This is a genomic window from Microbacterium elymi, from assembly GCF_021582895.2.
Lineage (GTDB): Bacteria > Actinomycetota > Actinomycetes > Actinomycetales > Microbacteriaceae > Microbacterium > Microbacterium humicola.
Map to the genome: position 1 here is coordinate 1271805 of NZ_CP091139.2, position 25099 is coordinate 1296903.

21 protein-coding genes and 7 pseudogenes are annotated in these 25099 nt (G+C 69.5%); 8 read left to right on the plus strand and 20 right to left on the minus strand.

The genetic code is table 11. The features are described from left to right. Positions 1-120: 120 nt before the first annotated feature. From menC to L2X98_RS06830, 4 genes are all read right to left on the minus strand, one after another. Positions 121-1254 carry an o-succinylbenzoate synthase gene (menC, locus tag L2X98_RS06815; protein WP_259612759.1) on the minus strand — a complete coding sequence of 378 codons (1134 nt, stop codon included), beginning with the start codon at positions 1252-1254 and terminating at the stop codon, positions 121-123. 77 nt (positions 1255-1331) lie between these two features. Then, positions 1332-1634, minus strand: a complete 303-nt coding sequence (locus L2X98_RS06820) for a hypothetical protein (RefSeq protein ID WP_259612760.1) — start codon at positions 1632-1634, stop codon at positions 1332-1334. Further along, positions 1631-1999 (minus strand): hypothetical protein, encoded by a 369-nt coding sequence (locus tag L2X98_RS06825; RefSeq protein ID WP_259612761.1) that lies wholly within the window; start codon positions 1997-1999, stop codon positions 1631-1633. The genes L2X98_RS06820 and L2X98_RS06825 overlap by 4 nt, the downstream gene beginning before the upstream one ends. A gap of 127 nt (positions 2000-2126) precedes the next feature. Further along, entirely contained in the window at positions 2127-2843 is a 717-nt protein-coding gene (locus L2X98_RS06830; protein WP_259612762.1) for a GNAT family N-acetyltransferase, read from the minus strand. Positions 2844-2962: 119 nt separating this feature from the next. On the opposite strand from L2X98_RS06830, the pseudogene L2X98_RS06835 reads away from it, so the two are divergent. From L2X98_RS06835 to L2X98_RS06845, 3 genes and pseudogenes are all read left to right on the plus strand, one after another. Continuing rightward, positions 2963-4367, plus strand: a pseudogene (locus tag L2X98_RS06835) (MFS transporter). Between the two features lie 39 nt (positions 4368-4406). Beyond that, positions 4407-5880: pseudogene (locus L2X98_RS06840) on the plus strand (peptide MFS transporter). Positions 5881-5985: 105 nt separating this feature from the next. After that, entirely contained in the window at positions 5986-6132 is a 147-nt protein-coding gene (locus L2X98_RS06845) for a hypothetical protein (protein WP_259612763.1), read from the plus strand. Between the two features lie 17 nt (positions 6133-6149). Here L2X98_RS06845 and L2X98_RS06850 read toward each other — a convergent pair whose 3' ends face one another. After that, the gene (locus L2X98_RS06850) at positions 6150-6593 is read right to left on the minus strand and encodes a MarR family winged helix-turn-helix transcriptional regulator (RefSeq protein WP_259612764.1); all 444 of its coding nucleotides are present in this window, start codon (positions 6591-6593) and stop codon (positions 6150-6152) included. Between the two features lie 563 nt (positions 6594-7156). Here L2X98_RS06850 and L2X98_RS06855 point away from each other — a divergent pair. Then, a pseudogene (locus L2X98_RS06855) lies at positions 7157-7924 on the plus strand (tannase/feruloyl esterase family alpha/beta hydrolase); the annotation flags it as partial. A gap of 280 nt (positions 7925-8204) precedes the next feature. Beyond that, a pseudogene (locus tag L2X98_RS20355) lies at positions 8205-8387 on the plus strand (tannase/feruloyl esterase family alpha/beta hydrolase); the annotation flags it as partial. Positions 8388-8707: 320 nt separating this feature from the next. Here the strand turns inward: L2X98_RS20355 and L2X98_RS06860 are convergent. The 14 genes and pseudogenes from L2X98_RS06860 to L2X98_RS06925 form a co-directional block, all read right to left on the minus strand. Next, entirely contained in the window at positions 8708-9904 is a 1197-nt protein-coding gene (locus L2X98_RS06860; RefSeq protein WP_259612766.1) for a sugar phosphate isomerase/epimerase, read from the minus strand. Continuing rightward, positions 9858-10010 (minus strand): hypothetical protein, encoded by a 153-nt coding sequence (locus tag L2X98_RS06865; RefSeq protein ID WP_259612767.1) that lies wholly within the window; start codon positions 10008-10010, stop codon positions 9858-9860. Before L2X98_RS06865 ends, L2X98_RS06860 begins: the two co-directional genes overlap by 47 nt. Before the next feature lie 19 nt (positions 10011-10029). Further along, positions 10030-10704 (minus strand): GMC oxidoreductase, encoded by a 675-nt coding sequence (locus L2X98_RS06870; RefSeq protein ID WP_259613220.1) that lies wholly within the window; start codon positions 10702-10704, stop codon positions 10030-10032. Between the two features lie 63 nt (positions 10705-10767). Beyond that, a pseudogene (locus L2X98_RS06875) lies at positions 10768-10914 on the minus strand (hypothetical protein); the annotation flags it as partial. A gap of 709 nt (positions 10915-11623) precedes the next feature. Beyond that, a complete protein-coding gene (locus tag L2X98_RS06880; protein ID WP_259612768.1) occupies positions 11624-12925 on the minus strand; it encodes an MFS transporter in 1302 nt (433 codons plus the stop codon). Beyond that, positions 12901-13110 carry a hypothetical protein gene (locus tag L2X98_RS06885; protein WP_259612769.1) on the minus strand — a complete coding sequence of 70 codons (210 nt, stop codon included), beginning with the start codon at positions 13108-13110 and terminating at the stop codon, positions 12901-12903. The genes L2X98_RS06880 and L2X98_RS06885 overlap by 25 nt, the downstream gene beginning before the upstream one ends. A gap of 166 nt (positions 13111-13276) precedes the next feature. Next, positions 13277-14263 carry a fumarylacetoacetate hydrolase family protein gene (locus tag L2X98_RS06890; protein WP_259612770.1) on the minus strand — a complete coding sequence of 329 codons (987 nt, stop codon included), beginning with the start codon at positions 14261-14263 and terminating at the stop codon, positions 13277-13279. 192 nt (positions 14264-14455) lie between these two features. Then, positions 14456-15154 (minus strand): MBL fold metallo-hydrolase, encoded by a 699-nt coding sequence (locus tag L2X98_RS06895; protein WP_259612771.1) that lies wholly within the window; start codon positions 15152-15154, stop codon positions 14456-14458. Positions 15155-15180: 26 nt separating this feature from the next. Further along, complete coding sequence (locus L2X98_RS06900; protein WP_494337240.1) at positions 15181-15963, minus strand: amidohydrolase family protein; 783 nt, start codon at positions 15961-15963, stop codon at positions 15181-15183. Between the two features lie 220 nt (positions 15964-16183). Then, positions 16184-17318 (minus strand): annotated as a pseudogene (locus L2X98_RS06905) (FAD-dependent oxidoreductase). 38 nt (positions 17319-17356) lie between these two features. Next, positions 17357-18332: pseudogene (locus tag L2X98_RS06910) on the minus strand (fumarylacetoacetate hydrolase family protein). Continuing rightward, complete coding sequence (locus L2X98_RS06915; protein ID WP_259612772.1) at positions 18329-19345, minus strand: VOC family protein; 1017 nt, start codon at positions 19343-19345, stop codon at positions 18329-18331. Before L2X98_RS06915 ends, L2X98_RS06910 begins: the two are co-directional and overlap by 4 nt. A gap of 107 nt (positions 19346-19452) precedes the next feature. Continuing rightward, positions 19453-19875 (minus strand): hypothetical protein, encoded by a 423-nt coding sequence (locus L2X98_RS06920; protein ID WP_259612773.1) that lies wholly within the window; start codon positions 19873-19875, stop codon positions 19453-19455. 383 nt (positions 19876-20258) lie between these two features. Further along, complete coding sequence (locus L2X98_RS06925) at positions 20259-21302, minus strand: Gfo/Idh/MocA family protein (RefSeq protein WP_259612774.1); 1044 nt, start codon at positions 21300-21302, stop codon at positions 20259-20261. Positions 21303-21419: 117 nt separating this feature from the next. On the opposite strand from L2X98_RS06925, the gene L2X98_RS06930 reads away from it, so the two are divergent. The 3 genes from L2X98_RS06930 (at position 21420) to L2X98_RS06940 (ending at position 24149) form a co-directional block, all read left to right on the plus strand. Next, the gene (locus L2X98_RS06930; protein ID WP_259612775.1) at positions 21420-22685 is read left to right on the plus strand and encodes an ROK family protein; all 1266 of its coding nucleotides are present in this window, start codon (positions 21420-21422) and stop codon (positions 22683-22685) included. A 96-nt stretch (positions 22686-22781) separates the two neighbouring features. After that, positions 22782-23156 (plus strand): hypothetical protein, encoded by a 375-nt coding sequence (locus L2X98_RS06935; RefSeq protein WP_259612776.1) that lies wholly within the window; start codon positions 22782-22784, stop codon positions 23154-23156. Positions 23157-23510: 354 nt separating this feature from the next. Continuing rightward, positions 23511-24149 carry a hypothetical protein gene (locus L2X98_RS06940; RefSeq protein ID WP_259612777.1) on the plus strand — a complete coding sequence of 213 codons (639 nt, stop codon included), beginning with the start codon at positions 23511-23513 and terminating at the stop codon, positions 24147-24149. 73 nt (positions 24150-24222) lie between these two features. Here the strand turns inward: L2X98_RS06940 and L2X98_RS06945 are convergent, their stop codons facing one another. Continuing rightward, a complete protein-coding gene (locus L2X98_RS06945; RefSeq protein ID WP_259612778.1) occupies positions 24223-25095 on the minus strand; it encodes a ThuA domain-containing protein in 873 nt (290 codons plus the stop codon). Between the last annotated feature and the right edge of the window lie 4 nt (positions 25096-25099).

Genomic DNA, 25099 nt, shown 5'->3' on the forward strand with positions numbered 1-25099 from the left:
GCTTCGTCTCGGTCGCTGCGCTCCCTCGCTCAGCGAGCTGCCATTCTCCGCGCCCCTGAGCGAGCGCAGCCCCCCAGGTCCCTGAGCGAGCGCAGCGAGACGAAGGGCCCGGAAGCTCCTTCAGCGCCGCAGCTCGACCCGATCGACGGTGAACTCGTCGAGCGCGGCGGGGTCGATCTGGATGCCCAGCCCCGGACCGGTCGGCACCGCGATGTGCCCGTCCTCGAGCACGGCCGGCTCGGTGACGATGTCGCGGGCGTAGAACCGGCTCGACGCGGACACGTCCCCGGGCAGCGTGAAGCCGGGCAGCGCGGCCAGGGCGGCGTTGGCGGCACGGCCGATTCCCGTCTCGAGCATCCCGCCGCACCACACCGGCACCCCGGCATCCCGACACAGATCGTGGATGCGGACGGCCTCGAGATACCCGCCGATCCGGCCGGCCTTGATGTTGATGACGGAAGTCGCTTCCAGCGCGAGCGCGTCGCCCGCGGCCTTGGCCGAGGTGATCGACTCGTCCAGGCAGATCGGCGTGCGCAGCCGCCGCGCGAGAGTCGCGTGGTCGACGATGTCGTCCTCGGCCAGAGGCTGTTCGATCAGCAGCAGGTCGAAGCGATCCAGCTCGGCGAGCGTGTCGACATCGGCAAGCGTGTAGGCCGAGTTGGCGTCGACCTGCAGCGGGATCGCGCCGAATTCATCGCGCACGGCGGCGGTCTCGGCGACATCCCGACCGGGCTTGATCTTGATCTTGATCCGCACGTAGCCCTCGTCGAGGTACCCGCGCACGGTGTCCACGAGGGTGGCCGCGTCGTGCTGGATGCCCACCGATACGCCGGAGGGCACGCGGTCGCGGACCGCGCCGAGGTACTCGCCGAGCGGGCGGCCTTCCGTGCGCAGCGCAGCATCCAGCACCGCCAGCTCGACGCCAGCCTTGGCCATCCGATGCCCGATGAACGGGTCGAGGATGCCGGCGACCTGCTCGGGTGCGACGGTGTGCGCATCCAGCAGCGCCGGAATGAGGAAGCGCTGGGCGACATCCCACGCGCCGTGCGTGTATTCACTGGAGTACAGCGGAGCGTGCTGCGTGACGATCTCACCCCAGCCGTCGCCGTCGCCGGTGAGGGCGCGCACGACGATCACCTCGCGCACCGACTCGGTGCCGAACGACGTCGTGAACGGGGCGACCAGCGGGATGTGCAGGACGCGCAGCTCGAACCCCTCGAGGGCGATGGATGCCGCGGGGCGGGCGATGGGCATGGCCCCAGGCTATCCCCGGTCAGAGCATCGGCATCCAGTGGGGTCAGGGCCCAGGCCCGGTCAGGGCCCAGGCCCGGTCAGGGCATCGGCATCCAGTGCGGGATGCGCAGCGCCTGGTCGCGCACCGGGCGGAACGTCGAGCGGCGCCGGTCATGACGGTGCAGGGTGCGGTGGAGCATCCGGCGGAGCACGCGGACCGGCTGGGTCGTGGCATCCATCTGCAGCTCCCCTCCTCGGCGGTATGGCTTGCCGGGAAGAGGAGGATGCTGCCCACGCAGATACACGCCGTCGGCGCGCGGCGTGGTGTTCGTCAGCGGGCGGCGCGGCGGGCGACGCTGTGCGGCGGCGTCAGCGGGCGACGCTGCGGGCGCCGAACTCACGCCCGTCCGGGTCGTCCTCGCTTGCGCGGGCGCAGCCCCTCCGGGGCCGGCCAGGGCAGTTCGAATCGGGTCACGGGCACGTCGATCGCACCGAAGTCATCGGTCTGCACGACGACGTGGTCGGGCGTGACCTCGACCATCCGCACGCGCAGGGGCGGGGCATCCGCGCGGTCCAGCATCCAGATGTCGGCGAGCCAGCCGATCCCGCGGCGCTCGAGGACGGCCTCGGCGTCCAGCCAGTCGATCGGCTCGGACGCGTCCCGCCCGAGCAGGTCGACGGCGACCCAGTCGTCTCCGGCCGGCCGGATCCACCCGACCAGCTCGCCGTCGTCGCGACGGTGTTCGGTCCAGTCTGCAGGGAGCATCCGCCCACCCTACCGGCGCCCGGCGACGACAACCTCGGCGGACCGAAGACAACCTCGGCGGACCAAGGACAACCTCGGCGAACCGACGACAACCTCGGCGAACCGGGGACAACCTCGGCGGCGGGGGTCAGGGGCGGGTGAAGAGGTAGCCGCGATCGTCGGCGAAGCCGGCGGCGACCAGGCCGTCCCCCAGGCGTCCGAGGAACTCCTCGCGCACGCGCCGGCGCCAGGCCGCGGCATCCTCCGGCGATCTCGCCCGCACGGCCTCGATGTCCGGCGGCACAGCCACCGTCGCCACCACCCGATCCGGTTCGGGCGTCGGCGCCGGCGGCGCCGCCAGCGCCCACGAGACCAGCAGCCGATCCGACTCGTCGCCACGGTTCACGCCGTCGTCCATCGGGCCGTACTGGTTCACCAGGTACTCCGACACCCGGGTGCCCAGCACGCGCAGGTTGAAGTGCGCGTTGCGGGCCACCAGCGGATCGAACGTCCAGGTGATGTGCCCGACGCCGCGCGCGAGCGCCCACTCGCGCTGGTGCAGTTTGAGGGCTCGGCCGAGTTCGTGCCCGCGGTGCGAGGGCAGGATGCCGGTGATGTGCGAATGCATCGACCGGGCCGACGGCTGCTCGAAGAACGCCACCGACGCACCGATCATCCGCTCGCCGTCGTACAGTCCGACCGCGTAGTTGCCGGAGTGCGCGAGCGCCCGCAGCAGGTTCGCCGGCATGCCGCTGCGATCGCCGCCCCACACTTCGCCCAGCACCGCCGAGGCGCTGAACACCTGCTCCACCGTGTCGAGGGGGCGGATGCGGATGCCTGCCGGCAGCGCGTACTCCTGTGCCATGAGCCCAGTTTCGCACCGCGGTGAGTATGCGGGAAGGGGAGCGAGCGGACCGGCGGCGGGCGGACCGATAACCTGGATCGGTGAACCGGGACGAGGACAGCAGAAGACGCCTCACCCGGATGCCGCGGCAAGGGGCGATCGTCGCGGTCCTCGCGATCGCGGGCCTGGCCTCGTCGTTCATGTTCACCCTGGTCGTGCCGATCCAGGCCAAGCTGCCCGAACTCCTGCACGCCAGTCGCGAGGACACCGCCTGGGTGGTCACCGCGACGCTCGTGGCCGCGGCCGTCATGACGCCGATCGCCGGACGCCTGGGCGACATGTACGGCAAGCGCCGGATCGTCCTGGTGCTGCTGGCCGTGCTGGTGCTCGGCTCGGTCATCGCCGCGGTCTCTCCCGGGATCATCGGCGTGGTGATCGGCCGCACGCTGCAGGGCGCGGTGACCGGCGTGATCCCGCTGGGCATCTCGATCCTGCGCGATGTGCTGCGCGAAGATCGGGTGGATCCGGCGATCGCGCTGATCAGCGCGACGCTCGGCGTCGGCGCCGCGCTGGGTCTGCCCATCAGCGCCCTGATCACCGAGCACAGCGACTGGCACGTGCTGTTCTGGATGGCGGCGGCCCTGGGCGCGGTCGTGTTCGGCCTCGTGCTGTGGATCGTGCCGGTCAGCGTGCTGCGCACCGCCGGCCGCTTCGACTACGTCGGCGCCGTCGGGCTCGCGATCGGCCTGGTCGGGGTGCTGCTGGCGATCTCGCGCGGCAACGAGTGGGGCTGGGCCTCGCCGGCGGTGCTCGTCTGCGGGATCGGCGGCCTCGTGGTGCTGCTGGCCTGGGGCGGGTACGAGCTGCGCATCGACGATCCGCTGCTCGACCTGCGCGTGGCCGCGCGACGCCCGGTGCTGCTGACGAACATCGCCTCGGTGGCGATGGGGTTCGCGCTGTTCGGCTCGAACGTCATCTACCCGCAGATCCTCGAGCCTGCCGGTGGGCACCGGCTCGGGGTTCGGACTGTCGCTGGTGGCGGCGAGCCTGGTGGTGATGCCGTCCGGCCTGGTGATGATGGTGCTCTCGCCGTTCTCCGGGCGCCTCGCGCGCGCGTTCGGGCCGCGGCCTGCCTCGCTGCTGGGGGCCGTGGCGCTGATCGCCGCCTACGGCTACACCCTCGTGTTCTCCACCGAGGTGTGGCAGATCCTCGTGGCCAACATCCTGATCGGCGTGGGCATCGGTTTCGGCTACGCGGCGATGCCGATGCTGATCATGCGCTCGGTGCCGCAGACCGAGACCGGCGCCTCCAACGGGCTCAATGCCCTGTTCCGGTCGCTCGGCACCAGCACCGCGGCCGCGGTGATCGGCGCGGTGCTGGCCACGATGACCATCGTGCACGACGGCGTGGCGGTCCCGTCACCGGCCGCGTTCCAGCTGTCGTTCGTGCTCGGCGGGGCCGCCGCGCTGGCCGCGCTGCTGATGGCGCTGTTCATCCCCGCCGCACGCGACGCCCAGGAGCGGCATCCGTCCCTGCCGGAATAGGGCCCGCGCGAACGGGGCATCCCGGTTACCGTGGAATCCATGAGCACGCCGGAGAAGTCCGCGCCGACCGCGCATGGCAGTTCTGACACCCGGTTCTTCGGGCAGCCGTGGGCCCTGGCCCACGTGTTCGGGGTGGAGATGTGGGAGCGGTTCAGCTTCTACGGCATGCAGGGCATCCTGCTCATCTACCTGTACTACTCGGTCGCCGACGGCGGGCTGGGGCTCGATCAAGGCGTGGCCGGCGGCATCGTCGGCGCCTACGGCGGCGCCGTGTATCTGTCCACCGTGCTGGGGGCGTGGATCGCAGACCGGATGCTGGGGTCCGAGCGGGTGCTGTTCTACAGCGCGATCGTCATCATGGCCGGGCACCTCGCGCTCGCCCTGGTCCCGGGCCTTATCGGCGTCGGGATCGGGCTGGTGCTGGTCGCGGTCGGCTCGGGCGGGCTCAAGGCCAACGCGACCTCGGTGGTCGGCACCCTCTACTCGCCGGAGGACACCCGGCGAGACGCCGGCTTCTCGCTGTTCTACCTGGGCATCAACCTGGGCGCGTTCCTCGGTCCGATCCTGACCGGCGCCTGCAGTCCACGATCGGCTTCCACTGGGGCTTCGGACTGGCCGCCTTCGGCATGGCGCTCGGCCTCGTCCAGTACTCGTTCGGCCGGCGGCAGCTGCCCGCCGAGGCCAGTCACGTGGCCAATCCCCTGCCCAGGAGCGGATACCGCTGGGTGTGGATCGTCGCCGCGGCGGCGATCGTGCTGATCGTCGTGCTGGTGCTGGTCCGCGTCATCCGCGCCGACAACCTGTCGACCATCGTCATCCTGGCCACCGTGGCCGCCGCGATCGCCTATTTCGCGGTGATCCTGTCCAGCCGGCGCATCGACGCCACCGAGCGGTCGCGAGTGTGGGCGTTCCTGCCGCTGTTCATCACGAGCGTGGCGTTCTGGTCGCTCTACCAGCAGCAGTTCACGGTGCTGACGGTGTACTCCGACCAGCGCCTGGACCGGAGTCTGTTCGGATGGGAGATGCCGGTCTCGTGGGTGCAGTCGATCAACCCGGTCTTCATCATCATCCTGTCCGGCGTGTTCGCCGCGATCTGGACCAAGCTGGGCAGACGCCAGCCGTCCACCCCGGTGAAGTTCGCGCTGGCGGCGATCATCATGGGCGGCGCGTTCCTGCTCTTCCTGCCGTTCGCGGACGGCGGGCCGAACTCGACGCCGCTGCTGGCGATCGTCGGGATCCTGTTCGTGTTCACCGTCGCCGAGCGTTGCTGTCGCCGGTCGGGCTGTCGGTGACGACCAAGCTCGCCCCGGCCGCCTTCCACACCCAGATGGTCGCGCTGTTCTTCCTCTCCGTGGCGCTGGGCACAGCGATCTCGGGGTGGCTCGTGCAGTTCTACGACCCGAAGAACGAAGTGCCGTACTTCGCCATTCTCGGCGGCATCGCCATCCTCGTCGGGATCGGCCTGGGCCTGGCCGCCAAGCCCGTGCTGGCGCTGATGCGGGGAGTGCGCTGAGGCGCACTGTCAACCCCCTCGTCACACGCGGCCGGCGGCATAGCGTCGCACGCACGACGAAGGGAGACGCAGATGTCGACAGGAGCATTCCCGCCCCCGATCCCGATGGGCGACGACGACCCGGAGGCCAGGCCGATGCGGGAGGACGACGACGGCGACGAGGTCCTCGATGAGGATGCCGACGACGACCTCATCGACAGCGCCGAGGCCGACCGCCTCGCCGTCGAGGGTGAGGGCGACGAGTTCGACTAGCCTCGGCGGACCGAGGTTCACTCCTCGAGCGCGACGATCCCGAGCAGACGAAGGAGTTCGGCGCGCTCGTCCGCGGACAATCCGGCCGTGAGGGGCGTCGTGGCGGCGGCCAGCGCGGCCGCTGCCGCCACGGCGAGCCGCCGACCCGAGGGGGTCGCGCGGATGAGCGTCACGCGACGGTCCGCCGCATCGGGCACCCGCTCGACCGACCCGCGCTCGGTGAGTTGGTCGACGAGGCGCAGCACCCGACTCGGGTCGAGGCACAGGATCCGGCCCAGCTCACGTTGTGACCGGGGCGAAACGGACGCCAGCTCGAGCAGGGCATAGGGCTTGATCGAGAGGTCGAAGGGGGCCAGAGCCGCGTCCGAGGCCTTGGCCGCGAGGTACGAGAAGCGCGACGCGAGGAAGCCCGGGTTGCCTCTGAGGACGCCGACCCGTTCTTCCACTGCTGTCGATTCCACGTTCAGACCTCCGGACCGAAGTCTAATCATGGCCGCGCCCGTGCCCGCGCGGAGGATGAGGCCATTCTCATCTCGTTGTTCAGAACAATCATTGTCAGAAACAACGACCCCTCCCTACACTCGGTATCGTCGGCCGCAACGTCGCGGACGACGTGACCGCCTCGGTGCGCGCTGTCGCATCACGGCAGAGTGGAGAGGATCCGCATGTCCGTCAACACGAAATGCACATGCTCATCGCACCGCGCAGGGGCGGGAGGCCGTCGATGAGAACACGACTGCGCTCCACCGCCCTGGTCGCCGCAGCAGCGGCGACGCTCCTGGTGGGCATCGGCATCGGGCCCGCCGTCTCGGCCTCCACCTCGCCCTCCGGCGCACACCCCGGACACAGCGCCCACCACGATCAGCGCCCCGTTCAGGCTCACCCGAGCGGGCTGGAGGAGTGCGCGGGCCTCGCCGACTTCAGCTACCCGAACACCACGATCGACTCGGTCGCCACGGTGGCGGCCGGAGTGCTCAGCAACGGCGGCGAGCCGATCGGCGCCCACTGCCTCGTGAAGGGCCGGATGAACGAGAGGGTCAGTCCGGTCGATGGCCAGACCTACGCGATCGGCTTCGAGATGCGCCTGCCCACCGCCTGGAGCGGCCGCTATCTCTACCAGGCCAACGGCGGCATCGACGGCAGCGTCGCGACCGCGATCGGCGGAGTGGGCGGCGGGGAGAGCGGCCTGCAGATGGGCATGGCCGTGATCAGCTCGGACGCCGGCCACACCGGCAGCCAGAACCCCACCTTCGGCCTCGACCCGCAGGCGCGGCTCGACTACGGCTATCAGGCGGTCGGCACATTGACCCCGATGGCCAAGGCGCTCGTCGCCGCCGCCTACGGCCGCGGTCCTGACGTCTCGTACATGACCGGCGGCTCCAACGGCGGCCGGCACACGATGGTCGGAGCGGCCCGATATGCCGACGAGTACGACGGCTTCCTCGCGGTCTCTCCCGGGTTCGATCTGCCGCAGGCCGCCGTCGCCCAGCTCTGGGGCGCTCAGCAGTGGGCCACCGTCGCCACCGAGCACGACCTGAACTCCGCGTTCACCCCCGCCGAACGGCAGACCGTCGCGCAGGCGATCCTCGCCGCGTGCGATCGCCTCGACGGCCTCAAGGACGGCATGGTGCAGGCATCGCAGAAGTGTCAGAGGGTCTTCTCCGTGTCTCGGGACGTTCCGACCTGTGACTCGGAACGCGACGGCACCTGCCTGACACGCGCGCAGAAGAACGTGGTCGCCACGGTCTTCGCCGGCGCGAAGACGAGCACGGGCAAGAAGATCTATGCGTCCTTCCCCTACGACCCGGGCCTGGCGCAGTCGGGATGGGCGGGGTGGAAGTTCTCCTCCTCGATCAGCAACCGCGACCCGGCCGCCATGGGATACGTGTTCACGTCACCGCCCGACGCCCCGGCCCTGGACGACTTCTACGACTACGCGCTGACCGTCGACATCGATCGGATCGCCGCATCCATCTATCAGACGAGCGGAATCTACACCGAGAGCGCGATGCAGTTCATGACGCCGCCGCAAGCCGACGAAACTCGACACCCTGCGCGACAACGGCGGCAAGATGATCGTCATCCACGGCGCGGCCGACGGCGTCTTCTCGCCGGACGACACAGCCCGGTGGTACGACAGCCTCGACAAGCGGTACAAGGGCAAGGCCGGACAGTTCGTGCGGTACTTCGAAGTGCCCGGCATGGGCCATGTGCGCGGAGGCCCGGCCACCGATCAGTACCGGGCGCTCGCGGCGCTCATCGACTGGGTCGAGCGCGGTGACGCGCCGGACCGCCTCGTCGCGACCGTGAACCCGTCCAACCCCGAGGCTGCCGTCGGGGTGGTCGCTGGACCGCAGCCGCCCGCTCTGCGTGTACCCGGCGGTGGCGACCTACCGCAAGGGCGACCCGGATGCCGCGTCCAGCTTCGTCTGCAAGCAGGACAACTCGAACGGGCATCGAGGGAAGGGCAGGAGCAGTCGCTGACGCTGCCCATCGTCCGAGCGAGCAGACGGCCGACCTCACGAATGCGTGAGGTCGGCCGTCTGGTCGTCGACGATCACGACAGGCGGGCCGGTCAGGCCCGCTCAGCCGCGATCGAGCGGATCAGCGCGTGCTGCCGGCGCAGCTGGTCGGGCGCTCGGTACAGCTCACGGTGCCCTTCGTACTCGCTGGAGAACCATCCGCTGTATCCGGCGTCGAGCGCGACGTCGAGGATCTCGCGCCACGGGATGTAGTGGTCGACGAGCTCGTCGTCGACCTCGTAGAACTTCGCCTGGAAGTACACCACGTGCTCCATCACGTCGGCGAGGTCCGACACCGGCACGAACGGCACCTCCGGCGGGCGTGCGCTGCCAGTGCCCATCTGGAACGCGGCGCTCCCGCCACGGCGCGCGTACCGCTGCACGTCGAACACGCCGGTGTCGATGAGGAGGCCGAACTGCTCGGTGCCGGTGCGCTCCTTGAACTCGAGGTACTCCTCGACCACCGGCGACTTGATGACCGTCGGCCAGTGGATCTCGGGGCAGATCACGATGCCGAGCTCGGCGGCGAGGTCGAGGTTGCGCTGGACGGCGTCGGCCCAGATCGGGTCGACCCGCAGATCCTCGCTGATGACGCCGATCTTCGGCCGCAGAAACGAGAAGCCGAGCCGGCCGGCCAGCCGGAGGTCGAGCTCCAACTGCGCCGCGCCCTCGGCGACGGTCATCGACCGGCCGGGAAACCGGCGGGTGTCCAGCCACGAGCCGTACAGCGTCGGGGTGAGACCCAGGCGTTCGTTGCCCGAGAACCAGGCATCGATCCACGCTGTGGACGGGTTCGGGTAGTCCCGGATGTGCCCTTCGCCGAGGATCTCGAGACCAGTCGCGCCGAGATCGGCGACATCCTCGATGCAGTCCTCCACCGTCATCGTCACACCGAGGTCCTCGGTGTAGCTGTACAGCGACACGCCGAGCCCGAAGGGCAGGTTGTCGGTGCTCATCGGACGATCACCACCTTCCGCTTCGCGGTCCAGATCGAGGGCTCCAAGCTCCTCGGGGATGTACGACATGCGCACGCGGAGCACGAACGTCACGTCGTGGATGCCGCGGCTCAGGCCACCGGGCTTGGAAACCGTCAGCACGGCCGGCTCGTCCATCGGCCAGCGTGCGTCGGTGGACGCGCGCAGTTCGGCGAATGAATAGTCGCCGGTCGGCAGCGACCAGCGGATGCCCTCGCCATCGAACTCCTCACCGTCCACGACGACGGTGGGCTCGTCGAGCAGACTCGCCCACATGCCTCGGTAGTACGGGCTTGCGCACGCGCAGCTGGAAGCCCGTGGGGGCTTGCTCGGGTCCGACGTTGCGGAACCCGGCTGCTTGGATCAGCGGTTCTTCGAGCATGTTCTTCCTTTCGTGTCCATCACGCAGACGCGTGGGTGAGGTCCTCGACCGCCTGCCGCGCGCCACGCACAGCGAGTGCGACGCTGGTCAGGGTGGGGTTCATCGTGTTGGCGGTGGGGATCAGCCCATTGCCGCCGACGACGAGGTTCTCGTACCCCCAGACCCGGGAGTACGGGTCGGCGACCGAGGTGTCGTCATCGGCCTCCCCCATCCGCATGGTGCCCATGTAGTGCAGGCTCGACCCGTTGGGCAGCAGACGCGGGTCGGCCACGAACGTGCCCAGCGCGTTCCCGGCGCGGCGCAGCATCCCTGTCGCGAATTCGATCTCTTCGTCTTCGCTGTCGGTGAGGGCGTACTCGATCGTCATGTTGGGCAGGGCGCGGTAGTCGAGCTCGTCATCGTCGAAGCGCACGCCGTCCTCGACGCGCGGGTGCTTGCGCACCCCGTAGCCCATGTTCACGTAACCCCACCGGTTGCCCGCGGCGGGGTGCTCCGGGTCGAGGGGGAACGGCGGGTTCTCGGCATACATGACCTGCAGCGAGATCGGGTGATCGGGTTCGGAGAACGGGATGCGGTTGACCGCCCCGACCGGATCGGCGGGGTTCTGTGCGCGGCGGGCGAGCTCACGCCCCAGCTCGTCGTCGGTGACGAGGCGCGACATCCGTTCGCCGTCCAGTGCCACGGTGCCGATCACGACGTGATGCTCGGTGAGGTAGCGGCCGAGCGCGCGAGGACGGATGCCCGACGCCCACGGCAGGCTCGGCGACCGGAACGCGTCGGCGGCGACCACCACGAGGTCGGCGGGGACGAACTCCTGCTCGTGCGTGCGCAGATCCTCGACCGTCACCCCGGTCACGCGCGTGCCGTCGCGCTCGATGCGACGTACGAGGGTGAGGTCGCGCAAGCGTGAACCGCGCTGCTTCCGGCGTGCCGGATTCGATCAGGGGTCCGAGGACCACGTCGGCGCCCGCCCAACGCATCGAGCCGTCCGGTTGGGGATCGCCGGCGACGGGCAGTGTGCTCGGACCGTAGCCGTCCGGCAGCATCCCCTCGAATGCGTCGGCCAGCAGCGTGCTGATCGCGGCCGAGATCGCCGAGTCGGCGAACGCCTCGTGCTGCACGTGCAGCAGACGCTCCGCATCGGCGATGAGCTCGTCCCACTCGGCATCGGGGATGAACGGGATGCGTTCGCTGAACGAGGGGGCGGGTGTCGCGCACGTCCAGTGGGCGCCCATGCCGCCGACGTTCGTGGATGCGGCGGCGGCCGGGAACTGCTCGGCGTGCGCGGCTCCCGGGGCGCCGAAATCGAGCAGATGGGTGCCGCCCCGTGCGGTGAACATCCCCTCCACGACGACGCCTTCCGGAATGCCGAGCGATGCGCGGTGCTCTCCCGCCTGAGGACCCTGCGACCGCTCGCGCGCCGTCGCCTTCGCGACGGGGTCGACGATGTTGCGGACGCTCTCTCCCGGTGTCTCGGTCAGCTGCGGCCCCGCCTCGAACATGACGACGCGGGCGTCGGGCACCCGTTCGAGCAGCGCACGCGGGCGTAGGCGGACCCGATCGGTCCGCTGCCGACGATGGCGATGGTGGGCGATGTTGTCATCGGGTGCTCCTCACAGGATGCCGCGGCGCAGCCACGGGAACGTCGGGATGTTCGTCGGAGAGCCGGCCGGGCGGCAGCGCAGCGAAGCCACGATGCCGACCGCATAGGTCGCCGCCAGCGACAGGAAGATCGGGGCGAACACGTCGCGGTACAGCTGCGCGATCTGCGTCTGATCGGCAGCGGATGCCGCATGCACGACTGCCGGCGTGAGAGAGGCCGCGTCGAGCCCGGGCGGGAGCCCGCCCGCGACGGCGAAGCCGATGACGCCGCCGATCAGGGCGGTGGCCACCGTGGCGCCGACCTGGCGGACCAGATTCACGGTCGCCGTCACCGTGCCGGTCTCACCCGGAGGTGCGGCGCTCTGCACGACGGCCACGATCAGGCTCATGAACGCCCCCGTGCCCAGCCCCACGATCGCCATCACGAGCATCGGCACCCACAGCGGCAGGCCGACCGGCAGGATCGCCATCACGGCCAGGCCCGCCGCGCCGAGGATCGTGCCCACCAGCGGGAAGGCCCGATAATGACCGGTCCGGCTCGCCATCCAACCGGTCGTCAGATTGCTCACCAGCATCCCGAACACCGTTGCGATCGGCACGAATCCCGAGACGGTCGCGCTGGTGCGATACGCCATCTGGAAATAGGTGGGCAGATAGGCGGTGATCGAGAACAGCCCGATGCCGACGATGGCCGAGATCACGATGCCCGTGGCGATCGTGCGGTCGGCGAAGTGGCGCAGCGGGACGATCGGATGAGCCGCACGCAGCTCGATGACGAGGAACGCGGCAAGGCACACGGCCGCGATTGCGAACGCCACGAGGGCGGCGACCGTCTGCTGCGTGTCGACGACCCACGTCACGGCGAGCACGAGCGCGACGATCCCGCCCGTCAGGGTCGCCGATCCGGCGACGTCGAACCGGGAGCGCCCACCGCCGGGGATGTGCGGCACGGCGATGACGGCCAGCACGAACGCGACGATGCCGACCGGCGCATTGACCCAGAACACCCACTGCCAGCTCCAGTAGTCGGTGATGAGCCCGCCGATGACCGGCCCGACGAGGATCGCGACGGGGAACGCGGCGCCGATCACCGCCATGTACTTCGGACGCTGCCGGGGCGTGGTCGTCTCGGCGATGATCGTCTGCGACATCAGCTGGAGGCCGGCAGAGCTCATCCCCTGCACGACGCGCGCGATGATGAGCCAGAGCATCGACGGTGCGAACCCGCACCCGATGGACGAGGCGATGAAGACGACCATCGAACCGAGGAAGACCGCCCGCGGCCCGATCATGTCGCCGACCTTGCCGAGCACCGGCAGAGCACCGTGCTGGCGAGTGTATATCCGACGACGATCCAGCTCATCTGCTCGAGCGCGCCGAGCTGTCCGGCCACGGTGGCCAGGGCGGTCGAGACGACGGTGTTGTCCAGCGCCCCGAGGAACGAGACGGTCAACAGGGAGATGACGAGGAAGCGGAACCTCAGCGGCGAGAGTGGCATGATTCAGTCACCCGAACGACCGGGCCGTCGACGCGACGGTGTGTGTCCCGGGACGCGGCAGCACGGCCGGGATCGGGCTCCGCGAGGAACCCCGACGTCACGTCTATTCTAGGCGTTCTTCGGTGCGAAAGCAACAGAAGTGGAGCGCCTGCGTGCACGCGTCCGCTCACGCGCAGGCGGCAGGCTCGGGCGCCGCGACCTGCGGGCCGACCGCCCCCGACAGCTCGCCGATGCCCTCGATCACCATGCGCACGACGTCGCCGGTGGCCAGCGGGGGCGGGGTCAGAGCGCCGTTGCGGCCCCACAGCTCTCCCAGGCATCCGCCGTTGCCGACAGTGCCCGACCCGAGCACGTCGCCGGGGACGACCCGTGAGTTGCGCGACGCGTAGGCGACGAGCTCGGGCAGCGGCCAGCCCATGTTCGAGATCAGGTCCTCGCCGAGCAGCTCGTCGTTCACGTAGACCTCGGCGCGGACGGCGAGGAACCCGTCCTCGTCCAGGTACGGCTCGAGCTCGTCCGCGGTGACGATCCACGGCCCCAGACTCATGCCGAAGTCCTTGCCCTTGGCCGGGCCCAGGCGGACCTTCATCTCGCGGCCCTGCAGGTCGCGGGCCGACCAGTCGTTCATGATCGTGTAGCCGAAGATGACGGATGCCGCATCCTGCGCACTCAGGTTCGCCTGGCCGATTCCGGGGACGGCGCCGACGATGACGGCCAGCTCGAGCTCGAAATCGAGGCGCTCGGTCACCGGCGGCGAGACGGGCTCGTCGGGGCCGAGCACGGTGTGGGGGTTGGTGAAGTAGAACGTCGGTGCCTGGTACCACTCGGGCGCGACGTCGCTCTTGCCCTCGACGCCGGCGCTGATGCCCTCGACGTGCTCCTCGAACGCCACGAAGTCCCGGATCGCGGCCGGCACCAGGGGTGCGAGCAGGCGCACCTGCGACAGCGGCGTGCCTGCGGCATCCCGCACGCGCGTGTGCAACTCGCCGGTCGCGCCCAGCCCTCGGGCGAGGATGTCGGCGACGGTCAGTCCGTCCGGGAAGGGCACGACCCGATCGCCGATGACGAAGCCTTCGTAGACGGCACCGGGCGCTTCGTCTCGTCGCTGCGCTCCTCGCTCAGCGACCTGATTCTGCCAACGTGCGATCCTCATGCGTGCACCTCCAGCGGACGTCCGCCGTTGTAGTCGTACATATCCTGCCAGGCGGCGGCGAAATCGGGCTCGACGCCGTCCAGCGCGGCCAGCGCTCGGCGCAGGTTGCCGGCGATGCGCTCGGGCTCGAGGAGACCGGCGAACCCGCCGAGGTCGAGCCCGCGCGCCGCCTGCAGCGGGGTCAGGCCGCGCTCATGCGCGTCCCGGGCCGCGTCGATCAGGAACCGCAGGTAGTCGGCGACGGGCTCGAGGCAGCTCCGGTCCGCCGACGGCGCCGTGTCCCGGCACGACGACCTCCGGCCGCAGCGCCGCCATCTGCTCGAGCGCACCCAACCAGCCGGCCGGCGAGCCGGACAGTGCGAACGGGGTGCCGCCGCTGAACACCAGATCACCCGTGAACAGCACGCGCTCTTCGGGGAGCCAGACGTAGGAGTCACCCTGGGTGTGCGCCGGCGTTCCGGGGTGGCGCACGTCGATGCGGCGGCTGTCCGGGGTGAGGGTGACGCCGGTGTCGAAGACGACGGTGGGCGGCCTCGGCCGGACGTCGCCCTGCTCGAACGGTTCGAAGATGTGCGGGGCGAGCGGATGCGGCTGCCGCAGGTCGTCGGCGACGGTGCGATGCGCGATGATCTCGACCTCGCCCAGGAGCGACGCGCCGTTGCAGTGGTCGGGATGCGAGTGGGTCAGCACCAGGCGGCGGATCGGCGCCGCGACCCCGGCGGCCGCCTTCAGATAGTCGCGGGTGCGCCGCTCGGTCGAGGTGACGTCGACGCTCGTCGCGCCGTCCGCGCCGTCGATCAGGCCCATGTTGTTGACCATCCAGCCGCCGTCGGGCTGGACATACGCCCAGACGCCGTCGGCGACCTGCTGCATCATCGGTTCGTCGGTCATGTCCACGTTCCTCGTCCCTCGGCCGGTCACGCGCGCATGCGCGAGGCCAGCAGTTCGTCGGCGGTCCCTGTCAGAATGCGCTGCGTCACGTCATCGGGCAGTCCTGCTCCCCGGACGAATCCGACCGGATCTTCCGGCCCCATGTCGAACGGGAAGTCGCTGCCCAGCACGACCTGGCTGGGGCCGGCGACCTCGATCAGGTGCCGCAGCACGGACGGATCGTGCACCACGGTGTCGAACCAGATCCGCTTCAGGTACGACGACGGCTCGTGCGCGCAGCCGCGCGCGTCCGGTCGCACCCGCCACGCATGGTCGGAGCGTCCGATCGACGTGGGCAGGTAGCCGCCGCCGTGCGCGGCGACGATCCTCAGGCCCGGATGCCGGTCGAGCACGCCCGCGAAGATCAGGTGCGACAGCGCCACCGCGTTCTCCACCGGCTGGCCGACGGTGTTGGCCAGGTAGAACCGGTCGAGCCGCTCGTCGAGACTGCAGCCGAACGGGTGCAGGAACACGATCGCGCCGAGCTGGGCCGCACGCGCCCAGAACGGCTCGAGCCGCTCGTCGGACAGCTCGACGTCACCGGCGAACGAGGAGATCTCCACCCCGGCAAGTCCCCGCCCGAGCACCGCGTCGTCCAGGCACTCCACGATGCGCGCCGGATGCTGCAGCGGCACCAGCCCGAGCCCGGTCAGCCGTTCCGGTGCCGCCGCGACATGCTCGGCGACCAGCCGGTTCGTCTCGCACGCCACCCAGACGGCCAGCTGCTCCCCGCCCACGGATAGAAGTGGTTCGGCGAGGCGCTCACCCACTGCCGGTCCACGCCCTGCTCGTCCATGGCGGCGAGCCGAACGCGCACGTCGGTGAGCTTCGGGATGCGCGCACCGACCATCGGGCCCGAGACGGCCTGGCTGGCGGCGCCGTTGCGGACCGCATCCAGCGCCTCCGCCGCCGCGAACCCCTCCGGGTCACGGCGTCGCACCTCGTCCTGCAGGGCCGGCAGCAGGACGTGGGCGTGGACGTCGGTGACGCTCATGCCGGCTGCGCCATCTGCTGCGCGATGCCGAAGATCAGCCCACCCATGTCGGCGTCGCGGACACCGTCGATCTGCCACTGCCCGAGCTCGCACGGAGGCGTCGACCACCGCCTGCGCACGGGGCAGGCGGCGCGCGTGGAACTCGTCCCAGACCGCCTGGTCCACGGCATCCCGACCGATCAGGAGCTCGGTCAGCACGACCGCGTCTTCCAGCCCCTGCGCGGCGCCCTGCGCGATGGTCGGCGGGCACGAGTGCGCGGCGTCGCCGATGATGACCACTCGGCCGCGGTTCCACGGGGCCTCCACCACGTGCTGGGTGAACCAGGTGTGGTTGACGTGGGCGCCGGCGGCGAGGTCGGTGCGGATCGACTCCCACGGGCCGCCGTACGCCATCGACTCGCCGAGCATGATCTGCGTCGCCTCGGCGTCGCTCACACCCGACCGGTCCTGTGCCTTCTCGACGAGGATCGCGTACATGGTGTCGGGGCCGGTCGGCGTGTACCCGGCGATGTAGACGGGGCCGCCGTAGTACAGCTCGGTGCGCACCACCTCGGCGGGACGCGACACGAACGCGCGCCAGATTCCCATGCCGGTGGACTGCGGCTCGGTGTCGATGCCGATGAGCCGGCGCACCGCCGAGTGCAGTCCGTCGGCCCCGATGACCAGGTCGAAGCGTCCGACGGGCGCCTCGTCGACGACGACCTCGACCTGGTCACCGGTGTCGTCGATGCCGGTGACGGTGCTTCCGAACCGGAAGCGCACGCCTGCCCGCTCGGCGTGCGCGAGCATGATCCCCGCCAGGTCGGGACGGTACATCCCCATGCCCGCCGGGTAGTCGGGACCGCCGGTCTTCACGTCCGGCAGCTCGGCCACCACCGGGGCGGTCGGGCCGGGGGCGCGCAGGGTGAGGCCCTCGAACGGGAAGCCGGCGGCGCGCACGTCCTCCCACACGCCGAGCGCATCCAACGCCCGCAGGGCGTTGCCCTGCAGCGTGATGCCCGAGCCGAGTGCGCTCAGCTCGGGCTTGGCCTCGAAGACGTCGACCTCGACACCGGCCTTTGCCAGCTGGATCGCGGCGGCAAGGCCCGCCACACCGGCGCCGACGACGGCGACCGTGGAGACTGCGGTCATCTCAGAACCTCTCTGTTCTCTGTTCGTGAAGGGGTGCGTCAGCTTGTCGCGTGCGGGTCGGCGACGCAGCGGACGATCTGGGTGCCCAGGCCCTGGATGCTGCCGGTCATCACGTCACCATCCTGCAGGAACCGGCGCCAGTGCTGGCCGTTGCCGGCCGGGCTGCCGGTGAGCAGCAGGTCGCCGGGCAGCAGCGGCATCGTCTGCGACGCACCCGAGATCAGTGCGGGGATGTCGAACAGCAGATCGGTGGTCGAGGCATCCTGCATCACCTGCCCGTTCAGCTCCAGCCGCACGCTCAGGTCAGCGCCGTCGACGAACGACGACGGCACGAGGAACGGACCGGTCGGCAGGAACCCGGGGGCGTTCTTGGCGCGGTACCAGTCGGTGCCGATCTCCTTCATGTCCTTGCGGAACACGAGGTCGCGGGTGGTGATGTCGTTGCAGATCGTGTAGCCGGCCACGTGGTCCATCGCCTCGTCGCGCGAGACGCGGAACGCCTCGCGGCCGATCACGACGGCCAGCTCCAGCTCCCAGTCGTGCACCTCGCTGTAGTCGGGCAGCACGAGTGGGACGTCGTCGCCGACCACGCACGCGGGCAGGCCGATGAAGAAGTACGGCTCGCCGTGCGCGGCGCGCTCGTCCATCAGCTTGCGCGGCGAATGCGCGGGCCTCGTCCGGAGTCCGGTCGGAATTCTGGGTCAGGCCCGCGGCGACCAGCTCGATGACGTGCTGCCGGTAGTTCGCCCCGGTCTGCAGCACCTGACGCGGCGTCACCGGAGCCGTCAGCACGGCGTCGGCCAGCGGCATCCATTCGCCGTCCGCCTCGGCGAGCGCGGCGATCCGGTCCCAGTCGGGCGCGGCGAGGAACGCGTTCAGATCCGCGGCGCCCAGCTCGTCCGAGCGCAGGTCGCGGATCTTCTGGCCCGTCACCAGCGCCGTGCGCACGGCGTCGCCGTCGCGCCGGCGCGCCAGTGCGAACGGGACCTCGAGGCTGTCCGTGGGCACGATCAGCCCTGCCCGTGCTTCGCGTACGGGTTCAGCAGCGCGCCCTTGATCTCGTCGGGCACGCCCTCTTCGGTGGCACTCGGGCCGTCGGCGGGCGGGAACGACTCGGTCATCGACATCGGCATCGCGCCGTTGCGGTAGAAGTTGTTCGAGCCCTGCGACGGATGCCAGGTGTTGGCCTCCCAGTCGGGCACGTAGTTGCGGTAGCCGCCGGTGTTCAGCTCGATGCGCAGGGTGGAGGGCTCGCGGTAGTAGAGGAAGTTCTGCTCGCCGATGCCGTGGATGGACGGGCCGTACTCGATGGCGACGCCGTTCTCCAGGAGCACGTCGGCGGCGATCAGCAGCTCCTCGCGCGTGTCCACCCAGAATGCGTAGTGGTTGATGCGTCCGGCGGCGCTGGATCCGTCGAGGACGACGCCGAGGTCGTGCGACTTCTCGTTCGTGGTGAGCACCGAGAACACCGAGATCGGCGCCTCGTCGAGCTCGGTGCGCGCCATGTGCCGGAAGCCGAGCACCTCGCTGTACCAGGCGGTGAAGGCGTCGACGTCGCTGGCCGCGATCGTGACGTGGTCGAGCTGGCGCGGGGCGCCGGCGACCTTGCTGCGGGTGGAGGGCCGGTCCGGGTAGACGGATGCCTCGGCTCCGGCGGACTGGTGGCGCGTGACGTCCCAGTGCAGGGTCATCGAGTGGCCCCACGGTCCGGTGAACCGGTAGGCGCGGCCGATCTTGTGGACCTCGACCCATTCGCCGGTGGCACCGGCGGCCTCGATGCGGCGCACGGCCTCGTCGAGCGCCTCGGCGCTGGAGGTTCGCCAGGCCATCGTGGCCATGGACGGCTGGTCGCCGGGAGTCACCACGACCGAATAGGCGTAGTAGTCACCCCAGCAGCGCAGGTAGACGGCGCCGTCGATGCGGTCGACGACGGTCAGACCGACCTGCTCCTCGTAGAAGCGGACGGAGGCCTCGACGTCAGGGCTCGTCACCGCGACGTAGGAGAGGTGGGACAGCAACGTGCTCATCTTCGAACGGTCCTTTCCGAGGGCGAAATCGCTCGCCCTGGGTCGAGTCTGTGGCCCACCATCACATCAGGGAAGCCGATTCTCGCTATGGTGCGGATCAGGCGCGTTTATGTGCCCGGTGGCCGATGACATATCAGCTCCGCCCGCGTGAGATCGTGCTCGAGGTCGTCGAGATCACGCACCGACTCCGCACGATCCAGCGCGTCGATCGCACGCCGCAGCGCAAGACGCAGCCTCGACTCCCAGCGGGTGGGAGTCATGCGGGCCCCCGCCCCGTCGTCGATCAGGACACGTGCCGAGCTGTCGACACCAATGGCGACGTCGGTGCGCACCGTGCCGAATGCGGCCGCGCTGATCCGTCCACGATCCGGGTGACGCGTGTCCACCGCGGTCAGAGACGTCACGGTGAGAGTGGCGACCGCGTCACCGGCGTCGAGCAGAGCGAGCGCGCCCCGCTCGGTGGCCTCCGATGACCGCAGCCGCAGGGGCGCCCCCGAGAGCACACGCAGCCAGCCGATGGCATCAGCCACGACCGCCGGCACTGCCCGCGGCGATGCAGCGCACTGCGCCGTGTACAGCGGCGCAGCTTCCTGACGATCGGCGTCGGAAGCGACGTCGGCCCTCAGCCACCGTCGGTCAAGAACGACAGGTACCGTGACGGCTCCCGCGCACAGCGCGCGAAGCTCCGTCGCCGCGACGGCGGCCGGGTCGGCGACGACGAGGGCGGCAGCTCCTGCCGCAAGGAGTTCTTCTGCAGCCGACACCCAATCGGGCCCACCCGCGAGCACAGCGACCGCGCCCCGGGGATCAGCGACCGGCCGTGCGCGCAGCGGCAGTTGAGCGACCGCTGCCGCCACAACGCCGTCAACGTCTGCTCGTGCGGCAGCGAAGACGCCGATCCGCTCCGCCGGGCTCACCGCGCGACTCCGTGACGAACGGCGTCGGCGGCGGCGTCTGCGATGTCGATCGCGAAGTGCGCGTCATGCAGGATCTCGTCGTATTCGACGGGCGTCGATCTCTCAATCGCCGCGAGGAGGGCTCGCCACTCCGCCACATATCCATCCTCGGCATCGCGAGGGTACTCGGTCGACTTGCCATCGTCGGAGTACACCCGAACGGATGCGCTGCCGGCATGCACGAATGCGGGAGGGAAGTCGACATCCACCATGTCAGACCCGGTGCCTATCGACATCCGCCAACGCGCATCGGGTCCTCCCGGCAGCATGAGGGCAGTCAGCTGAACGAGAACGTCCCCGGCCCGCAGTCCTATCGCGTAGCCGATGGGAGGCACGGGCCTCGCATACACGACGCGCGTCAGACGCGGTGCCAGGTCACGCAACGCCGGCAGGTCGTGGATGCCCAGTCCGAGAACAAGCTCGCGGACAACCGCGGCAGCGAACGCGGGATCATCCCAATCCGGCCGTGGCCGCTGGGCGGATCGCATGTCCGGAGCCAGCTGCGTGACGACATCGTGATAGCGCCCATTGGGCGGAAGAGCGATAGTGACGGCGACGGTGTGCACGCGAGCTTCGGCGGCGACCAGATGGTGCTTGGCTCGGGCCCACGCGGGGTCGAAGTGATGATTCGTGCCCACGACGAGCATCGTTCCCGCCTCACGACACGCCGCCACGACTGCGTCTGCGTCTGCGTGGGTCATCGCTATCGGCTTTTCGCACAGGATCGCTCGCTTGCCGGCGGCGACGCTCTGAAGGATCTGGTCGGCATGCCGACCGACGGGACTGCAGATCGCGATGACGTCGACCGCGGGGTCTGCCAGCAACTGGGCCTCTCCCGCCGAGAATCGGGCGCCGGTGCCAGTGGCCAAGCCCTGGGCACGTCCGCTGCCGCCATCCGAAATGTGGACGATGGCGAAGTCCGGCGATAAATGGGCGATCGTCGGCAGGTGGAGAGCCGCGGCTCCCGGACCCGCTCCCATGACGCCGACGCCCACAGTCATGCGGCAACTCCCTCGTTGATCCACTTACGTCGAAAGCATACCTAAGTTGCTTCACTCTAGAGCCTACTTGTGCCAGACTTGGCGCGCATATCTCCCGAGTTGTGCCAGAATCTGTCCATGGCAACCGGATCCGCTCTGCGCTTCGGCGCCCAGACCGATGAAGTCACGAGTCTGTTGCGGATCGTCAATCTCGTCCGGACCGAAGAAGCCACCACCCGCCCCGAGATCGGCAGACTCACCGGGCTCGGGCGCGGAGTGGTCACCCAGCGGGTCGACCAGGCTATCGAGATGGGATTTCTCGAAGACGGGGAGTTCGGCCGCTCATCCGGTGGCCGCGCGCCGCGCACGCTGCGATTCCGCTCCGAGCAGGCGCACATCATCGTCTGTGCTCTGGGCGCACTGCACGTACGCGTCGGAATCGCCGCGCTCGACGGCGACATCCTCGATCAGACTCACCAGGACTGGGACATAGCGCGGGGCCCGGCCGAGACCCTTGACACCGTGATGGCGATGATTGACGAGCTCCTCACGCACCATGGCGAAGTGCCGGTGTGGGCAGTGGTCGTCGGCGTCCCGGGCCCGGTGGACTTCGAGAGCGGCCGACCTGTCGCCCCGCCGATCATGCCGGGGTGGAACGGCTTCGACGTGCGACGTCGCTTCGAACAGCGGTTTGACGCGCCCGTATGGGTCGACAACGACGTGAACCTCCTGGCCCTGAGCGAGCGAGCTCGGCGCGACACCGATGACGTCGACCTCATCTATTGCAAGGTGGGATCGGGCATCGGCGCAGGTCTTCTCTCGCACGGCCGCATCCACCGCGGGGCGAACGGTGCTGCTGGCGACATCGGTCACGTGCGCGTACGCGACTCGGAGACGCCGTGTCGATGCGGGAAGGTGGGATGCCTCGAAGCCGTCGCCGGCGGCTGGGCACTGGTGCGCGAAGCTGAAGACGCCATCGCCGCCGGAGCAACCGGCGCTCTGGCGCGCGCGTCCGCGGCCGGTGACACACCGACCCCGGACCGCATAGCGCGCGCAGCGGAGGACGGCGATGCCCTCTCCATTTCGCTCGTCCAGCGCTCGGCGCGCGTGGTGGGCGAGTCGATCGCCGCGCTCGTGAACATGTTCAATCCCGGCGTGATAGTCATGGGAGGAGCCATCGCTGCGGCGGGCGAGCTCTTTCTCGCCGAAGTGAGACAGCGCGTGTACGAACTGTCTCTTCCGCTGGCGACACGCGATCTGAGCATCGTCAATTCGATGAACGACGAGCGCGAGCCGCTGCGCGGCGGAGCCGAACTCGCGCGTGAGCAGCTGTTCGACGCGACGTTCCCGCGCTGGTTCGCGGACGGTCGCCCGACGATCGAGGGAGTGCGCGCCGCATCCTGAGTGGTGCGCCAGCATCACTGATGCGCCACCCGCACTTCTTACGAAATCAGACAGAAGTGTGTATCTTGTGGACTTACTACGACCGCAAGGACAGTCATGCCCCTCACCTTCCTGCGCGATGACGCGCTCACCGCGACGGCCGACGGCTTCGAGCTGCGCATCGCCCTCCCCTGGATCCGCGCGCTGCCGCTGTCGAGCCTGACCGATGTCGTTGTCTCGTTCGACGGCAGCAGTGTCGACGACCTCCGCACGCCTGCGGCCGCCGACAGGTGGTGGCCGGCGCAGGACCGCGTCGTGCTGCGCGGCGGCCGGGACGTGACATCCGGTCCGATCGATGTCGTCGTTGACTTCGGCCTTGACATCCCCTACCTCACTGCCGGTGCGGAGGGTCCGTTGCGGCTGCCTTTCCACGAGCACCGCACACTGCGCAGCAGCGCCACCGTTCCCGGCGTCTCGCAGGACATCGCATGAGCGCCATGGCCGAAGGGTGGACTCTCGCCGCTTCCGCGTTCAATTGGACGCCCGACATCGTGCGCGCAGAGAAGACGACCTCAGAGCTCGCCGCCGGCGCGGCCCGGGTGGCATCGACCATTGAACTCGAGCTGGGACAGATGGTGCGCACGTACCCGGAACCGGACTCCGTAGAACTGCGTGCCCTGCGCACCAGGATCGAGGCCGCGGGCGGAACAGTCTCGATCGTAGGAATCTCCCTCGACGACTGGCATCTGATGGGCGAGGGCAGGGCTCGCCGTCGCTCGGATGACGAGCGCCTCGCATTCCTCATGCCACAGCTTGCGCGCTGCGCGCATACTGGGCGCGTCGGGGGTGCGACTGCCGATCGGGCAGGCGGGCACTGCGCTGCTGGAGCGAGCCCTGCCGCATCTTGAGGAGCTGGATCTCGTGCTGTATGAAGAGGCGCAGGGCCACCAGACACCGCAGAATCCGGCGCACGCCGAGGACTACGAGACGTTGGCACGGATCGACGACCCACACCTGCGTCTGCTCATCGACGTCAGCATGCTCATGCCCCAGCTCCCGGTCAGCTACCTGGACGCGCTCTCCGCCGGCGGCGTGAATCCCGAGCTCGTTCGCATCCTGTCGACCGAATGGCAGGATCCCGCGACCCAGGTCGCGGTGTTCGATGCTCTGCGCGACGGCGCCGTGCCGCCGCGCGTGCACACCCTGTTCATGGATCTCGTGATCCGGTTCGGCAGATCGAATGCCGCTGCCCTGACGGGGGTTCTGTCATTGATCGGCGGCGTCCATGTGAAGTTCTGGGACCTCGACGACGCAGACGGCCGCGTCACAGGACCCGTCCGTGACCTTGCAACGATGTTACGGACCTGCCGCTTCACCGGAACGCTCTGCAGTGAATGGGGTGGACACGAGTGGCTGGATGCGGACGCCACCGAGATGACGCGCGCCCATCTCGCGCTGACACGCACCATCCTGTCATCGAGATGAATGTGACCACAGCAGCGCGGGCGCCTCAATATTCGCCGCAGGACGGGTCGGCACGCTCAATACCGAGCAGTGATCACCCCTCGCGGTTGTAGTAAGGCCAGGGCAGGAATCGACGCTCGCCCCGACGATCCGGTCCGGTAACCGACACCGCCCCGGTCGCCGCCCATTCGACACCACGCGGGAACATCTGGATGAACTCGATGCGGCGGAAGGTGTCGATGTCGTGCCCGATGGTGATCGTGAACGACCGCCCCGCGCCGTACTCGTTGATCCACGCGATGGGCTGGTCGGTGTTCATCCCGGGAAGGGCCGCGATACCCCCCGGCGGGATGTCCACCGGGTAGTGCGACATCGGCCAGACGGGCGCGTTCTCGTACGACTCGAGGTCGTCGAACGTGGTCAGCAGCGCCCGCGCACCGTCATACAGCTGCACGCCGGTCAGGATGTCGTCGCCGGTCACCGTCCACCGCGCGCTGATGCCCTCGGTGATGGGATGCCGCGGCTCGACCGTGTCGAGCTGCGCCTCGCCCCACGGCCGCGGCCGCAGGCCCGTCTCCCATGCGCTGAGTTTCGCGCCGCGCATGACGTTGTACTCCTCGGGGTAGCCCCACGAGTCCTCCTGCGCAGCCGATCCGTGGAACCACACGATGCCCTTGCCGTGGTCGTGCACGAGGCGCAGCAGCGCGGCGTCCGTCTCCGCACCGAAACCGACGGCCTTCTCGTGATAGCCGTCCCGCCCCTCGAACACCACGAGGACGACGTCGTACTTGTCGATGATCTCGGCCCCCAGGCCACGGGGGTCTTCGACCACCCGCACCCGGAAGCGGCCGGTGTCTTCCAGCAGAGTGGTCAGCCACTCATTGTGCTGACGGAAGCTGCGCACCTCGTTGTCGTGCTCGCGCGTCATATGACCCGACAGGATGAGGACGTTCACGATCTCGGACATGTCA

Excerpts from the sequence above, each read along its gene's own strand:
- menC (WP_259612759.1), bottom strand. The coding sequence starts at position 1,254 with ATGCCCATCGCCCGCCCCGCGGCATCCATCGCCCTCGAGGGGTTCGAG.
- L2X98_RS06825 (WP_259612761.1), bottom strand. The coding sequence starts at position 1,999 with ATGCTCCCTGCAGACTGGACCGAACACCGTCGCGACGACGGCGAGCTG.
- L2X98_RS06830 (WP_259612762.1), bottom strand. The coding sequence starts at position 2,843 with ATGGCACAGGAGTACGCGCTGCCGGCAGGCATCCGCATCCGCCCCCTC.
- L2X98_RS06845 (WP_259612763.1), top strand. The coding sequence starts at position 5,986 with ATGGGCGACGACGACCCGGAGGCCAGGCCGATGCGGGAGGACGACGAC.
- L2X98_RS06860 (WP_259612766.1), bottom strand. The coding sequence starts at position 9,904 with ATGTGGGCGAGTCTGCTCGACGAGCCCACCGTCGTCGTGGACGGTGAG.
- L2X98_RS06865 (WP_259612767.1), bottom strand. The coding sequence starts at position 10,010 with ATGCTCGAAGAACCGCTGATCCAAGCAGCCGGGTTCCGCAACGTCGGA.
- L2X98_RS06885 (WP_259612769.1), bottom strand. The coding sequence starts at position 13,110 with ATGCCACTCTCGCCGCTGAGGTTCCGCTTCCTCGTCATCTCCCTGTTG.
- L2X98_RS06890 (WP_259612770.1), bottom strand. The coding sequence starts at position 14,263 with ATGAGGATCGCACGTTGGCAGAATCAGGTCGCTGAGCGAGGAGCGCAG.
- L2X98_RS06895 (WP_259612771.1), bottom strand. The coding sequence starts at position 15,154 with ATGACCGACGAACCGATGATGCAGCAGGTCGCCGACGGCGTCTGGGCG.
- L2X98_RS06915 (WP_259612772.1), bottom strand. The coding sequence starts at position 19,345 with ATGAGCACGTTGCTGTCCCACCTCTCCTACGTCGCGGTGACGAGCCCT.
- L2X98_RS06925 (WP_259612774.1), bottom strand. The coding sequence starts at position 21,302 with ATGACTGTGGGCGTCGGCGTCATGGGAGCGGGTCCGGGAGCCGCGGCT.
- L2X98_RS06930 (WP_259612775.1), top strand. The coding sequence starts at position 21,420 with ATGGCAACCGGATCCGCTCTGCGCTTCGGCGCCCAGACCGATGAAGTC.
- L2X98_RS06935 (WP_259612776.1), top strand. The coding sequence starts at position 22,782 with ATGCCCCTCACCTTCCTGCGCGATGACGCGCTCACCGCGACGGCCGAC.
- L2X98_RS06945 (WP_259612778.1), bottom strand. The coding sequence starts at position 25,095 with ATGTCCGAGATCGTGAACGTCCTCATCCTGTCGGGTCATATGACGCGC.